Origin of the sequence: Actinorugispora endophytica, from assembly GCF_004363075.1 — a bacterium.
GTDB classification, from domain to species: domain Bacteria; phylum Actinomycetota; class Actinomycetes; order Streptosporangiales; family Streptosporangiaceae; genus Actinorugispora; species Actinorugispora endophytica.
Window position 1 is genome coordinate 56,869 of sequence record NZ_SNYN01000025.1, and the last position, 14,020, is coordinate 70,888.

The following is a 14,020-nucleotide window of genomic DNA, read 5'->3' on the forward strand; positions in this document are numbered from 1 at the left end:
CCCGCGTCGGGGCCGTCCATGCCTCCGGTGGCCACGGTCCTCCGGTCCGGGAGCGGTCCCTCCACCGAGGCGGTGGAGGGACCCGGGGCCGTCAGGGGGACGGCGTGAACGCCAGGGAGACGTTGTGGCCGCCGAACCCGAAGGCGTTGGTCAGGGCCGCCGGCAGCGGCCCCTTGCGGGCCCGGCCCGTGACCACGTCCAGCGTGATCCCGGGGTCGAGGTCGTCCACGTTGCGGGTCGGCGGGATCACCCCGTCGCGCACGGACAGGACGGTGGCCAGGGCGCCCAGCGCCCCGGCCGCGCCGAACAGGTGGCCCGTCATCGACTTGGTCGCGGTGACGGCCGGGTGCGGGCCGACGGCCTCGGTGATCGACGCCGCCTCGACGGCGTCGCCGACGGGCGTCGAGGTGGCGTGCGCGTTGACGTGCGCGACCTGCCCGGGAGCCAGGCCCGCCGAGGACAGCGCCATGCGCATGGCGCGGACCTGCCCCTCGGGGCTGCCCGCCGTGATGTGGTGGGCGTCGGAGGTCACGCCGCTCCCGGCCAGCACCGCGTGGACGCGGGCCGAGCGCGCCGCGGCGAACTCGGCGCGCTCCAGGACCAGCAGGGCCGCCCCCTCGCCGATCACGAACCCGTCGCGGCCCGTGTCGAAGGGGCGCGAGGCCCGGTCCGGCTCGTCGTTGCGGGTGGAGTGCGCGCGGGCCTGGGCGAACCCGGCCAGGGTCAGGGGGTGGACGCACGCCTCGGCGCCGCCCGCCACGACCACGTCGGCCCGGCCCAGCCGGATGAGGTCGAGCCCCATCGCGATGGCCTCGGCGCCCGACGCGCACGCGCTGACGGGGGTGTGGGCGCCCGCCCTGGCCCCCAGTTCGATGCTCACCCAGGCCGCCGGTCCGTTGGACATCTGCTTGGGGATCGTCAGCGGGGAGACCCGCCGACTGCCGGAGGCGTTGAGGACGTCGTGCTGGCCGAGCATGGTCAGCGCCCCGCCGGTGCCGGTGCCCACCACCACGGCCAGGCGCTCGGGGTCGACCTCCGGGCGGCCCGCGTGGGCCCACGCCTCGCGCGCCGCCACCAGCGCGACCTGCTGGCACCGGTCCAGCCTCCGGGCCTGGACCCGGTCCAGGACCTCGGTCGGCTCGACCTTCAGCCGGGCCGCGAGCCGCACGGGGAAGTCGACCGCCCAGTCCTCCTCGATCGGTCTGATCCCGTTCTCCCCTGCCACGAGCCCCGCCCAGGTCGAGGCGGCGTCACCGCCCAGCGGGGTCGTGGCACCCAGTCCCGTGACAACGGCGCCCGTCGTGCTGATCACCATCGGTCGAACTCTCCTCGGTCGTGTCGGGTCGGGCCCCCGGCCCGCCCGGGGAGCGTTCCCGCGGACGGGCCGGGGGCGGCTCCGCCCGGCCGGTCACGCTCCGAGACTTGACGAATCGTGATCAATAGTGACGCTCTCCCGCATCCGAGGCGAACCGGGCACGTCCCGCCTGGTCGGGACTCCCCCGCGCGGGGCGGCCGACGGCCCCGCGCGCCCGCGCGAAAGCTCGTAGGCTCGTCCCTTACCCGGCACGGCCGGGACCACCGGTCCGGCCCCGACGAAGGGACGCTCCCATGCGCGTGGCGCTCTGCCAGATCTCCTCGACCGGCGACCCGGCGACCAACCTGGGGCTGGTCGCGGACGCCGTCGCCCGGGCGGCCGCGGCCGGGGCGCGCCTGGTGGTGCTCCCCGAGGCGGCGATGGCCCGCTTCGGCTCCGACCTGGCCGCGGCCGCCCAGGAGGTCGACGGGCCGTGGGCCTCCGGGGTGCGCGGGATCGCCCGCGAGCACGGCGTCGTCGTGGTGGCCGGGATGTTCGCGCCCGCAGGCGACCGGCGGGTGCGTAACCTGCTCCTGGCCACGGGCGGGGGCGTGGAGGCGGTCTACCAGAAGATCCACGTCTACGACGCCTTCGGGTACCGGGAGTCCGACTCGGTGCAGCCGGGCTCCGAACCGGTGTCCTTCGAGGTCGACGGCTTCCGGTTCGGCCTGGCGACCTGCTACGACGTCCGCTTTCCCGAACTGTTCCGGCGCCTGGCCGCAGGCGGCGCCGACGCCGTCCTGCTGTGCGCCTCGTGGGGGGCCGGGGCGGGCAAGCGCGAGCAGTGGGAGCTGCTGACCCGGGCGCGGGCCCTCGACTCGACGTCCTGGGTGCTGGCCTGCGGCCAGGCGGACCCGGCGGCCTCGGGCGAGGAGGTGTCGGGCGCGGCCCCGCGCGGGATCGGCCGCAGCGCGGTCGTGGCGCCCGACGGCCGGACCGTCGCGGCGCTGGACTCCGCCCCCGGCCTGCTGGTCGCCGACATCGACACCGAGGCGGTGGCCGCGGCGCGCACCGCGATCCCGGTGCTGCGCAACGCCCGCCTCCTCCCCTGAGCCCGCCGACGGTCCGGAGCCGGCCCGGGGAGGGGTTCGCGTTCCGCCGGCCGGGGAGCGGGCCGCCGGGCCTGCTCCCCGGCCGACGGGACGGACGCCGGCCCCGGGAGGGGTGAGGGCCGGCGGGAGGGGGCCCGGGGCCCGTGGTCAGACCTCGCGGGCGATGGCGATGGTGGCGCCCAGCCGGTCGCCCGCCTCGTAGAACATGTAGTGCACGCCCCCGTCGGTGCCGAAGGAGGGCGCCGCGGCGCGCCCGTTGTCGGGGGCGCCGCTCATCGGGTAGTGGAAGGCGCCCAGATGGACGCGGCGGGTGAAGTCCCCGCCGACCTCGGTGACGCGCATGCCGCCGTTGCTCGTGTGGTAGACGACGTAGGCGCTGTTGTTGCGGGTCAGCAGGTGCGGCCCCGAGATGTTGGCCGCGCCGACCTCGGAGGGGCGCACCAGCGGCTCCCGGTCGTAGGTCCAGCTGATGCCGTCCCGGGACCACCCCCAGCCGATCGACCGGCTGTTGCTCGTGCTGTTGCGCATGAACACCATGACGTAGCGGGAGCCCCGGGCCGGGATCGGGTGCTCGAAGACCCGGGCGTAGGAGGTCTCGGTGGTCCCGGGCAGCATCCCGGTGTTCAGGACCACGCCCTGGTAGCGGAAGTGGACGCCGTCGGTGGAGCGCGCCAGCCGGGTCGTGGTGTTCTCCCCGTGGTAGTAGAGCCACATCTCCCGCGCCGCGCTGTTCCACATCACGTGCGGTGAGGAGACGTGCGAGACCGAGTGGTGCGGCGACCAGCCCCGGGCCACGATCGGGTTGCCCCGGTACTCGGTGAAGGGCCCCTCCAGGGAGTCCGCGTAGGCCAGGCAGATCCCGCCCGGCGCGTCGTGGGGCGCGTAGTACAGGTAGTAGCGCCCCATCGGCGAGGCCAGCCGCCCGGCCGTGCCGCGGATGGTGGGGAAGATGAACTCCCCCGTCGGGTTGTAGGCCAGCGCCTTCTTGTCGAAGGCGGGACGCAGGTAGCGGTAGCTCGGAAAGCCCGCCGGGCCGCTCGCGGCCGCCGCCGGGGCCGCCGCCGCCCCCGGGAGCACGGCCCCCGCTCCCAGGACCGCGGCCCCGCGCAGGAGCGTCCGACGCGACACCGCGGGGCTCCGGCCGCGGCCGCTCGGGGGGTGGTCGCTCATGGTGGTGCTCCCCTCGTCAGGTGCGATGGAGGCCGAGTGTGCTCCGCGTCACGGCCCCCCGTCAAGGACCTAATACGTATTAGTACTCACGGAAAGCGATTCCGGGGAAATTCGCGCGAAAGCGTTGACTTATCGCTTCGCAGGGCTCAGATTCTTTTCCTAATGCGCATTAGGTTCAACGGAGACAGGAGTTCACATGGTCAGCGGTAGGGGCGGCGGAGGCGGCGGTCCCGGCGGCCGGACCGCCCAGGCCCGGCCCCGGCAGTCCGACATCGCGCGGGCCGCGGGGGTGTCCCAGACCACCGTGTCGCTGGTGCTGGGCGGCAACAAGGCGGGCGTCGTACTGGCCGAGGACACCAAGCGCCGGGTGCTGGAGGCCGCCGAGTCGCTGGGCTACGCGCCCGACCCGGTGGCCACCCGGCTGGCCTCGGCGCGCAACGACATGCTGGGCCTGTTCACCTTCTCCGCGACCTTCCCCACCGAGGTGGCCCACTCCTACTACCCGGTCCTGGTGGGCGTGGAGGAGGAGGCCGCGGCCCTGGGCCAGGACCTGATCCTGTTCACCGGGTCCAGCGGCGCCGCGTCCCGCGCAGCCGACCCCGCGGCGGTGCGCCGGGTCCGGGTGGCCGACGGCTGCCTCTTCTTCGGCCGCCACGTGCCCACCGAGCAGATCGAGCGGCTCGCGCGGGACGGCTATCCGTTCGTCTACATCGGCCGGCGCGACGAACTGGGCGAGCGCGTCCCGTACGTGGGCGCCGACTACGTCCCCGCCTCCGCAGAGGTCGTGCGCCGCCTCGCCGACCTGGGGCACCGCCGCGTCCGCTACGTCCGCGAGAACGACGACGCCCCGGCCTCCGCCGACCGCGAGCGCGGCGTCCTGGCGGGCGCCCGCGAGTGCGGGATCGACACCGACGGGCTCGTCGTGCGCACCGACGGCTCCGACATCACCGCCGAGCGCGTGCGCGCCTGGCGCGCCGAGGGCGTCACCGCCCTCGTCACCGAGGAGACCGACACCGCCGCCGCGCTGTCCGCGCTCACCGGCGCGGTCGAGGCCGCGGGACTGGACTGCCCCCGCGACGTGTCCCTGGCCGTGCTGGGCGACCCGCCCGCCAGCGGGTCGGCCTTCGCCCACATCAGCGGCTTCACCGTGCCGCGCCGGGAGATGGGCCGCCGCGCGGTGCGCCTGCTCGTGGAGCTCGTCACCGGCGACCCCGGCCTCCCCGCACCGCCCCTCCAGCAGCTGGTCCCGTGCGAGCCGGTCCCCGGCCGCACCATCGGCCCCGCCCCCTCCCCAGCCCCGTGAACAGGGAAACCAACCCGGAAAGGCCGTTCATGTCCGATCGCGCAACCGAAATCCTCGTCGTCGGCGGCGGGCTGGGCGGTGTCGCGGCGGCGCTGGCCGCGGCCGGCGCCGGCAACCGCGTCGTGCTCACCGAGGAGACCGACTGGATCGGGGGCCAGCTCACCGCGCAGGCGGTGCCGCCCGACGAGAACCCGTGGATCGAGCGGTTCGGCTCGACCGCCGCCTACCGCCGGCTGCGCGAGGGCATCCGCGACTACTACCGGCACCACTACCCGCTGCGCGCCGAGGCCCTGGACCTGGCCGAACTCAACCCGGGGGCCGGGCGCGTCAGCAAGCTGTGCCACGAGCCGCGGGTCGCGCTGGCCGTGCTGGAGTCGCTCATCGCCCCGCACCGGGCGTCGGGGCGGCTGACCGTCCTGCTGGAGCACCGCCCGGTCGCCGCCGAGACCTCCGGCGACGAGGTGGTGTCGGTGACCCTGGAGGGCCCCGGCGGCGAGCGCACCACCGTCGCCGCCGACTACGTCCTGGACGCCACGGAGAACGGCGACCTGCTGCCCCTCGCCGGGGTCGAGCACGTCACCGGGGCCGAGGCCCGCTCGGAGCACGGGGAACCGCACGCCCCCGAGGAGGCCGACCCGCTGAACCTGCAGGGCATCACCTACTGCTTCGCGATGTCGTACCACCCGGGCGAGGACCACACGATCGAGCGGCCGCGCATGTACGACTTCTGGCGCTCCTACCGCCCCGACTTCTGGCCCGGCCCGCTCCTGGGGCTGAACGCCCCCGACCCGCGCACCCTGGAGCCCGTCGAGCGGACCTTCGAGCCCAACCCCGACACCGACCCGCTGGCGGTCAGCGCCGACCAGAGCGCCGACGCCGGGGACAAGGAGCTGTGGGGCTTCCGCCGGATCCTGGCGCGCGGGATGCACCGGCCCGGCGCGTTCGACTCCGACATCACGCTCGTGAACTGGCCGCTCAACGACTACTGGCTCAGGCCCGCCCTGGAGGTCGAGGGGCTCGTGGACGCCGAGGCGGTCGCCCTGGCGCACGAGGAGGCCCGCCAGCTCTCGCTGTCGGTTCTGTACTGGCTCCAGACCGAGGCGCCCCGCTCCGACGGCGGGACCGGCTTCCCGGGGCTGCGCCCGCGCCCCGACGTCACCGGCACCGCCGACGGCCTGGCCAAGTCCGCCTACGTGCGGGAGTCGCGGCGCATCCGCGCCGTCACCACCGTCACCGAGCACGACGTCTCGCTCGACATCGTGGGCCCCTACGGCGGCACCCGGCACCCGGACTCCGTGGGCGTGGGCAGCTACCGCATCGACCTGCACCCCTCGACCGGCGGCGACAACTACGTCGACATCGCCAGCGTCCCCTTCGAGATCCCGCTGGGGGCGCTGCTGCCGGTGCGGACGCGCAACCTGCTGCCCGCGGGCAAGAACATCGGCACCACCCACATCACCAACGGCTGCTTCCGGCTGCACCCCGTCGAGTGGAACATCGGCGAGGTCGCCGGCCGCCTGGCCTCGTTCGCCCTCGGCCACGGGGTCCGGCCCCACCAGGTGCGCGAGGACGGCAAGCTCCTGGACGAGTTCACCCGCCTGCTGGACCGGACCGGCGTCGAACGCCACTGGCCGGACGTCCGCGGCTACTGACCGCCCCCGAGGCGGCGCAGCCGCGCCACCGCCCGCGCGGACCGCGACCACGCGGTCCGCGCGGGCCACCCCACCGCAGTCCCCCGCCCATCCCGGAGGTGTCGGCCATGACGCCACATCCCAGACCATCCGCGATCCGTGTCGGCATCGACGTCGGCGGCACGTTCACCGACGCCGTCGCCGTCAGCGCCCGCACCTACGAGCTGCTCGGCCAGGTGAAGGTCCCCACCAGCCACGACCACCCCGACGGCGTCGCGCACGGCATCATGAGCGCGCTGGAGACCCTGCTCGCCGACGTCGGCGTGCCCGCCACCGACGTCACCTTCCTGGCCCACGGCACCACGCAGGCGACCAACGCCCTGCTGGAGGGCGACGTGGCGACCGTCGGGATCGTGGGCGTGGGACGCGGCCTCGACGCCTGGGCCACCCGGCGGCTGCGCTCCCTGGGCCGCCTCAAGCTCGCCCCCGGACGCACCCTCCCGGTGCGCTACACCGGCCTCAGGAGCCCCGACCGTCCCGAGGAGGTGCGCGCGGCCGTCACCCGGGTTCTCGAGGACGGCGCGCAGGTTCTGGTCGCGGTCGAGCCCTTCAGCGTCGACGACCCCCTGGGCGAGCGCGCGGTCGCCGACGAGGCCGCCGCGCAGGGCGTGCCGGTGACCACCACCCACGAGATCACCCAGCTCTACGGGCTGGCCAAGCGCGCCCGCACCGCCGTCCTCAACGCCGGGATCATGCCGCGCATGCTGGAGACCGCCGACCTGGTCGAGCAGAGCATCGCCAAGGCCGGGATCACCGCGCCGCTGATGGTGATGCGCTGCGACGGCGGTGTCATGTCGCTGGCGGAGATGCGCGGCCGGCCGCTGCTGACCGTGCTGTCGGGTCCGGCCGCGGGCGTGGCGGGCGCCCTGATGAGCGAGAAGGTCAGCGAAGGCGTGTTCCTGGAGACCGGGGGCACCTCCACCGACATCAGCGTCATCCGGCGCGGCCGCGTCCAGGTCCGCCACGCCCGCCTCGGCGACAAGGAGACCTACCTGCCGTCCCTGGACGTGCGCACCGTGGGCGTGGGCGGCGGGTCGCTGATCCGGCTGGGAGGCGGGTCGGTCACCGACGTCGGCCCGCGCAGCGCGCACATCGCGGGGCTGCCCTACGCCTGCTTCGCCGACCCGGCCGACCTGGCCGACGCCCGGTTGGCCACCGTCCGCCCCCGTGAGGGCGACCCCGACGACTACCTCGCGCTGGAGGCGGCCGGCGGCCGCTACGCCCTGACCCTGACGTGCGCGGCCAACGCGCTGGGCGTGGTGCCCGAGGGCGACTACGCCCGCGCCGACGCGCACTCGGCCCGCCTGGCCCTGGAGCCGCTGGCCCGGGCACTGGGCACCGACGTCGAGGGCGCGGCCCGCGCGGTCCTCGCCAGGGCGATCGCGCGGGTGCGCGCGGTCGTGGACGCCCTCATCGACGACTACCGGCTGGACCGCGACGCCCTCACCCTGGTCGGCGGGGGCGGCGGCGCGGCCACCGTCACCCCGTTCCTGGGCGCCGACACCGGGCTCGACCAGCGCATCTGCGCGCACAGCGAGGTCATCAGCCCGCTGGGCGTGGCGCTGGCGCTGGTGCGCGAGTCCGTCGAGCGCATCGTGCCCAACCCCACGCACTCGGACGTGCTGACCGCGCGCACCGAGGCCGAGCAGGCCGTCGTGGAGCAGGGCGCCGACCCCGCCGGGGTGGAGGTGGACGTCACCGTCGACCCCCGGCGCAACCTCATCCGCGCCGTGGCCACCGGCGCCACGGAGCTGCGCGCCAAGGACCGGGCCGGGGTCGTCGACCCCGAGGCGGTGCTCGCCGCCGCCGCGCGCAGCCTCGGCGTCGCGGCCGACGAGGTCGGCGAACTGGCCGGGACCGCGCACCACCGGGTGCTGGGCGCGCGGCGGCGGCCGCGCGGACCGCTCCGCTGGCTGGCCCGCGAGCGCACCCCCGTCCGGGTCGTGGACGCCGAGGGCGTCATCCGGCTGCACAGCCCCGACGCCCACGTGGACCCCATGACCGTCGGCGACGCCCCGGCGGTCCTGGCCCGGCTCGTCGACGAGCGCACCAGCTACGGCGACGGCGGCTCCCGGGCGCCCGCCGTGTGGCTCCTGGTGGGACCCAGGATCGCCAACCTGTCCGGGGTTCTGGACGAGGAGCAGCTGCTCTCCCTGGCCGCCACGGAACTGCGCTCGCGCGCCCCCGGGGAGACCGTGGTGGCCGTCATGGAGGAGCGGCGGTGACCCCCTCCCCCTTCGACCGCGACACCTCGGCGCTGGCCGGGCGCTGCGCGGCGCTGGCCGGACTCGGCGACGCCGAACTGGGCGCGCGCCTGCTGCGCGCGACGCCCACCCACGAGAACCGCCCCGACGGGGTCCTCGGGACGTGGGCGCGCACCGCCGTGGAGGTGGGGCGCGAACTGGCCGACGCGCCCTCCCCCGCCGCCGGGGTCCGCGTGCGGGAGGCGTCCGGCGGGGTGGGCGCGGGCGAGATCGTGCTCGCCGAGTACCACCACCGGAGCTCCGAGGTCGTCCTGCGCGGCGACGCCCTGGAGCTGGCCGGCGCCCTCGTGGAGCTGGCCGGCTGGGAGGCGTGGTTCCCGCCCGAGCGGGTGCGCGAGGCCGCCGTGTGGCACGAGCTCGCGCACCGGATGCTGCACGGCGCGCCGTCCCGGGACCTGCGCCGCCGACTGGACCACCGGGTCGCGGGCGCGGGCCGGTTCCGGCTGCGCGGCCACGTCGCGGGCGCCGACGAGGTCGTCGCGCACACCGTCGCCCACCGTCGCTCCGGACTGGGCCGGTCGCCGATGCTGCTCACCCTCGGCCTGGCCGAGGCCCTCCCGTACACGTCCGCCGGACGCGCACGCCCCCGCCCCTACCCCGCGCTCCTCGGAGGCTGACCCATGGGTATCGCAATCCTGGCCGTCATGGCCGTGGGCGTCGTCCTGATGCTCACCCGAAAAGTCCCCACAGCGTTCGCCCTGACCTTCCTGGCCGTGGCCATCGCGCTGCTGTCGGGCGCCTCGCTGCTGGGCGCCGAGAACAGCGTCGCCGGAACGGTCATGCAGGAGGGCGCGCCGATGCTGGCCGCCACCATGATCGCCATCCTGCTCGGCTCGTGGCTGGGCACGCTGATGGCCGACACCGGCATCGCCTCGACCCTGGTCCGCAAGATCGTGGAGTTCGGCGGCGAGCGCCCCACCCTGGTCGCGCTGGGCGTTTTCTGCGTGGCGATCCTGTGCGGCAGCATCACCGGGTCCGCGCCCGCGGCGATGCTGGCCGGCGTGGTGGGCATCCCCGCGATGATCGCGGTGGGCGTGCCCCCGGTGGTCGCGGCGGGCACCGTCCTCATGGGCATCGCGGCGGGCCTTCCGCTGGAGCTGATCGGGTGGCAGTTCCTGTCCGACGCGATCGGCGTTCCCATCGAGACGGTCCGCCACTTCCAGATCCGGTTGTTCCCGATCGCCCTGCTGGGAGGCGTGGCCTACATCGTCGTCGAGATGCGCAGGCGCGGCGCCCGGCACGCCTGGGCGGTCCGCGCGCCGTCGGCCCCCGCGGCGGGGTCCGGGGCCCGGGACCGGCGCGCCCGGCGCGGCGACGCCCCCTGGTACGCGCTCGTCACGCCCCTCGTGCCGATCGCGCTCGCGCTGGGGCTGCACGTGCCGATCATCCCGTCGCTGGCCGTGGGGCTGCTGTACGCGCTGGTGACCACGGTGCCCCCGCGCCAACTGGGCGAGCGGGCGCTGCGCACCCTGTACCAGGCCTTCGACGTGGCCGCGCCGCCGATCGCGCTGTTCATCGCCATCGGCATGCTGCTGTCGGCGGTCCGGCTGCCCGGGGCGGTGTCCGCGCTCAACCCGATCGTGGCCGCGCTGAGCCCCTCCGGGCCGCTGCTGTTCGTGCTGGTCTTCGCGGTGCTGGTGCCGTTGTGCCTGTACCGGGGGCCGTTCAACATCTACGGGCTGGGCGCGGGCGTGGCCGGGGTCCTGGTCTCGGGCGGGATCTACCCGACCCCCGCCGTCCTGGGGCTGATGGCCTCCTACGGCCAGGTCCTGGGCGTGTCGGACCCGACCAGCACGCAGACGGTGTGGAGCGCCCAGTACGCGGGGGTGCGCCCCGAGCGGGCGATGGCCTCGACCCTGCCCTACACCTGGGTGATCGCGGTGGGCGGCCTGCTGCTCACCGCCTTCCTGTTCCTGCGCTGAGGCGCCGGGCCTCTCACGCCGCCGCCCTCGGCCGTCCCGACGCCGGTGTCCCGAAACCCCCGTTTCGGGACACCGGCGTCGGGGTCGCCACGGGAGCGGCGTGACGGCGGGCGAGGGCCAGGCCCGCCTCTCCGGCGTTGGATACTGGGGTGATCACGAGGAGGCTCAGATGAGCAACACCGAACCGGTACCGTCCGTCATCACCTGCGCGGAGACCGGGACCGCCGCGCGGGCCTCGGTCCTCTCGCCCCGGGCGGTCCCGCTGGGCGGGCCGCGCGCCATGACCGTGCGGCGCACGCTCCCCCAGCGCTCCCGCTCCCTCATCGGCGCCTGGTGCTTCGTCGACCACTTCGGCCCCGACGACGTCGCCGCCACCGGCGGGATGCACGTCCCGCCCCACCCGCACACCGCCCTTCAAACCGTGACCTGGCTCTTCAGCGGCGAGGTCGAGCACCGCGACACCGTGGGCACCCACTCCTTCGTGCGGCCGGGCGAGGTGAACCTCATGACCGCCGGGCGCGGGATCGCCCACTCGGAGGACTCGACCCCGGCCACCACGGTCCTGCACGGCGCCCAGCTGTGGGTCGCGCTGCCCGACGCCACGCGGGGGACCGCCCCGGCCTTCGAGCACCACGCGCCCCCCGAACTCGTCGGCGACGGCGCGCGCACCCGGGTGTTCGTCGGCTCGCTCATGGGCCACAGCTCGCCCGTCCGCACGTACTCGCCTTTGGTCGGCGCGGAGATCACGCTCGACCCGGGGGCCTCCCTCACCGTCGGGGCCCGGGAGGACTTCGAATACGGCGTGCTCGTGGACACCGGGGACGTCACCGCCGACGGCACCCCGGGAACGGCCGGGGAGCTGCTGTACCTGCCCCCGGGCGCGGCGGAGCTGGTCCTGCGGGCGGGCGCCTCCGGCCCGGCGCGCGTGCTGCTGCTGGGGGGCGAGCCGCTGGGCGAGGAGATCGTGATGTGGTGGAACTTCATCGGCCGCGACCACGACGAGGTCGTGGCCCTGCGCGAGCGCTGGCAGCACGAGGCGCGCGCGTCCCTGGAGGGCCCGACGCCCGGCGCCCGGTTCGGCGACTTCCCCGCCGTCTGGTCCGAGGCGCTGCCCGCCCCGGACCTGCCCAACGCCCGGCTGCGCCCCCGGGGCCGGCGGCCCTGACGCCGGCCCCGGCCGTCACAGGGTGGCGGCGAGCCAGCGGAACTTCTCGACCTGGTGGTGCTCCGCGCCGCCCTCGTGGCCGTTGTAGGGGTACACCGCGATGTCCTTGGCCCCCGCGTAGGCGTTGTAGGCCGCGAACACCGTCGAGGGCGGGCACACGCCGTCCATCAGCCCCACGGAGAACAGGGCCGGGGCGGCGGCCCGGCGGGCCATGACCGAGCCGTCGAAGTGGGCCAGCGTCCGCATGACCTGGTCGACCCGGTCCCGGTGGACCTTGAGGTAGCGGACGACCTCCTGGTAGGGGTCGGAGTCGGCGACGGAGAGGGCCCGGGGGAAGTCGCACAGGAACGGCACGTCCGCCATCACCGCCGACAGGTCGTCCACCAGCCCGGACACGGCCAGGGCGATGCCGCCGCCCTGGCTGCCGCCGGCGACCGCGACCCGGTCCGGGTCCACCCCGTCGTGGGCGCGCAGCGCCTCCACCGCGCGGACCGCGTCGGTGAAGACCCGCCGGTAGTAGTAGCTGTCCGGGTCCGCGATCCCCCGCGTCATGAAGCCCGGGGCGGCCGGGTCTCCCGCCTCGGGCGCCGCGTCGGCGGTGACGCCGCCGCGCCATCCCGACCCCTGCCCCCGGGTGTCCATGACCAGGTGCGCGTAACCGGCCGCGGCCCAGACCGTGTTCTCGTGGGCGAGCCCGCGCCCGCCGCCGTACCCGGCGTACTCGACCACCCCGGGCAGCGGCCCCTCCCGGTGGGCGGGAAGGTGCAGCCAGGCGCGGACCGGGGCGCCCGCGAAGCCGCGGAAGACGACGTCGGAGGTGGCGACGGTGCGCAGCCCCGAGTCGACCGGGGTGAAGACCGCGTCCAGGTCGAAGCCGCGGGCCTGGGCCAGGGTGGCGTCCCAGAACTCCTGGAACCCGTCGGGTTCGGCGACCTGCGAGCGGTATCCGCGCAGCTGGTCCAGGGGAAGGTCGAAGTGGGGCACGGGCGTCCTCGCGAAGTTCACCGGCCGCCCCGCGGGGGCGGGGACGGGGGTCGGTCATGGCCGCCCGGCGGCGGCCCGGCGGCCACGACCTTCTCACGCCGCGCTCCCGGAGGCCTTCCCGGGGCCGCTCTTTCCCTGCGGCCGCCCTCCGGCCGCTTGCCCGGGGCCGCCCCGGGTAGTCGGGTCGGACAGGGGGGCGTGCCGCGGAGGCCGCCGCGACTACCGGGAGGAAGGCCATGTCCAACCGTCCCGTCGGACCCGCGTCGTCCGACTACGAGCGAGGGGTCAACTACGCGGAGATCTACCTGGGGGACGACCTCCACCGGTCGCCCGGGGAGGTGGAGTCCCTGAGGGAGGCGCTCGCCGCGTGCAACGCGGACGGGCTGCACGTCCCCGGCATCCTCGCGGCCCTGGCCTCGAGCGGCCATCCCGACCACCCGACCACGGTCGACCCCACCAGCGACTTCTGGCGGGGCTTCCTCGACCGCGTCGACGACCGCCGGGTGGAACCGCTGTAGGTCCGCGGCTCAGTCGATCCGGTAGGTCGCGTCGTTGGAGGCGGGCACCGGATCGGGGGCCTGGTCCGCGAGGCGGCCGAGAGCAGGCCCGTGTCGGCCGGCGCGCACGATGCCCTGCGGGCGCGGGCCGGCTGTTCTGTCTCGGGAGGTTGTGGACGGGTGAGCCACCTCTCGGCTGAGGGATCTCGAACAGGTGAGGGCCTTGCGGGTTCGGTGTGGATTGCGACGTCCACACCGACCGCAAGGCCCCATGCCCCACCGCAACGCGCCCCCGACCGAGATCTGCCGTCTGCGTCCGGCCCGCTGCGTGGTCGAGGACGGCCGGCCACAACCTCCCGAGACAGAACATCTAGGGAGTTGCCGGCGCGGGGGTGGTTCGGCGTGCCGGTGCTTCGGGTGGGTCGTTCGGCCTCGCGCCACGCGGAGCACGGGGTCACAACGGGCGGCGACGGCGGGTGGGGGCCGGGGCCGCGCCCATGATGTCCGTCGCGTGAGGGGGCCGTTGTCGGGGGGGGGGGGGGGGGCCCGCCCCCCCCCCCCCCCCGCGGGCCGCCCCCCCCCCCCCCCCCAAAAACCCCCCCCCCCCCCACCCCCCCC

General features: G+C 75.6%; 11 protein-coding genes. 8 read left to right on the plus strand and 3 right to left on the minus strand.

The features are described 5' to 3' along the window. Positions 1–91: 91 nt before the first annotated feature. On the minus strand, positions 92–1,309 hold the full coding sequence (locus tag EV190_RS20310) for a beta-ketoacyl-[acyl-carrier-protein] synthase family protein (protein WP_208113263.1): 1,218 nt from the start codon (positions 1,307–1,309) through the stop codon (positions 92–94). Between the two features lie 299 nt (positions 1,310–1,608). Here EV190_RS20310 and EV190_RS20315 point away from each other — a divergent pair, with 299 nt between their 5' ends. Next, a complete protein-coding gene (locus EV190_RS20315) occupies positions 1,609–2,406 on the plus strand; it encodes a carbon-nitrogen hydrolase family protein (RefSeq protein WP_133743189.1) in 798 nt (265 codons plus the stop codon). Between the two features lie 147 nt (positions 2,407–2,553). Here the strand turns inward: EV190_RS20315 and EV190_RS20320 are convergent, their stop codons facing one another. Further along, complete coding sequence (locus EV190_RS20320; RefSeq protein ID WP_133743190.1) at positions 2,554–3,576, minus strand: hypothetical protein; 1,023 nt, start codon at positions 3,574–3,576, stop codon at positions 2,554–2,556. A gap of 196 nt (positions 3,577–3,772) precedes the next feature. Between EV190_RS20320 and EV190_RS20325 the strand changes: the two genes are divergently transcribed. The 6 genes from EV190_RS20325 to EV190_RS20350 all read left to right on the plus strand — a co-directional run bounded on the left by EV190_RS20325 (position 3,773) and on the right by EV190_RS20350 (position 11,921). Then, positions 3,773–4,879 (plus strand): LacI family DNA-binding transcriptional regulator, encoded by a 1,107-nt coding sequence (locus EV190_RS20325; RefSeq protein ID WP_133743191.1) that lies wholly within the window; start codon positions 3,773–3,775, stop codon positions 4,877–4,879. Between the two features lie 29 nt (positions 4,880–4,908). Continuing rightward, positions 4,909–6,531: an FAD-dependent oxidoreductase gene (locus tag EV190_RS20330; RefSeq protein WP_133743192.1), complete on the plus strand. Its 1,623-nt coding sequence runs from the start codon at positions 4,909–4,911 to the stop codon at positions 6,529–6,531. A 107-nt stretch (positions 6,532–6,638) separates the two neighbouring features. Continuing rightward, on the plus strand, positions 6,639–8,795 hold the full coding sequence (locus tag EV190_RS20335) for a hydantoinase/oxoprolinase family protein (protein ID WP_243742698.1): 2,157 nt from the start codon (positions 6,639–6,641) through the stop codon (positions 8,793–8,795). Then, positions 8,792–9,451, plus strand: a complete 660-nt coding sequence (locus EV190_RS20340; protein WP_208113261.1) for a hypothetical protein — start codon at positions 8,792–8,794, stop codon at positions 9,449–9,451. Before EV190_RS20335 ends, EV190_RS20340 begins: the two co-directional genes overlap by 4 nt. Positions 9,452–9,454: 3 nt before the next feature. Continuing rightward, entirely contained in the window at positions 9,455–10,756 is a 1,302-nt protein-coding gene (locus tag EV190_RS20345) for a transporter (protein ID WP_133743193.1), read from the plus strand. Between the two features lie 169 nt (positions 10,757–10,925). After that, on the plus strand, positions 10,926–11,921 hold the full coding sequence (locus tag EV190_RS20350; protein ID WP_133743194.1) for a pirin family protein: 996 nt from the start codon (positions 10,926–10,928) through the stop codon (positions 11,919–11,921). A 15-nt stretch (positions 11,922–11,936) separates the two neighbouring features. On the opposite strand, the gene EV190_RS20355 is transcribed toward EV190_RS20350, so the two are convergent. Further along, positions 11,937–12,905, minus strand: a complete 969-nt coding sequence (locus tag EV190_RS20355) for an acetylxylan esterase (RefSeq protein ID WP_133743195.1) — start codon at positions 12,903–12,905, stop codon at positions 11,937–11,939. Positions 12,906–13,141: 236 nt separating this feature from the next. Between EV190_RS20355 and EV190_RS20360 the strand changes: the two genes are divergently transcribed. After that, positions 13,142–13,423, plus strand: a complete 282-nt coding sequence (locus EV190_RS20360) for a hypothetical protein (RefSeq protein WP_133743196.1) — start codon at positions 13,142–13,144, stop codon at positions 13,421–13,423. Positions 13,424–14,020 lie beyond the last annotated feature (597 nt).

Coding starts and splice junctions, on each gene's coding strand:
- EV190_RS20315 (WP_133743189.1), top strand. CDS start 1,609: ATGCGCGTGGCGCTCTGCCAGATCTCCTCGACCGGCGACCCGGCGACC.
- EV190_RS20320 (WP_133743190.1), bottom strand. CDS start 3,576: ATGAGCGACCACCCCCCGAGCGGCCGCGGCCGGAGCCCCGCGGTGTCG.
- EV190_RS20325 (WP_133743191.1), top strand. CDS start 3,773: ATGGTCAGCGGTAGGGGCGGCGGAGGCGGCGGTCCCGGCGGCCGGACC.
- EV190_RS20330 (WP_133743192.1), top strand. CDS start 4,909: ATGTCCGATCGCGCAACCGAAATCCTCGTCGTCGGCGGCGGGCTGGGC.
- EV190_RS20335 (WP_243742698.1), top strand. CDS start 6,639: ATGACGCCACATCCCAGACCATCCGCGATCCGTGTCGGCATCGACGTC.
- EV190_RS20345 (WP_133743193.1), top strand. CDS start 9,455: ATGGGTATCGCAATCCTGGCCGTCATGGCCGTGGGCGTCGTCCTGATG.
- EV190_RS20350 (WP_133743194.1), top strand. CDS start 10,926: ATGAGCAACACCGAACCGGTACCGTCCGTCATCACCTGCGCGGAGACC.
- EV190_RS20360 (WP_133743196.1), top strand. CDS start 13,142: ATGTCCAACCGTCCCGTCGGACCCGCGTCGTCCGACTACGAGCGAGGG.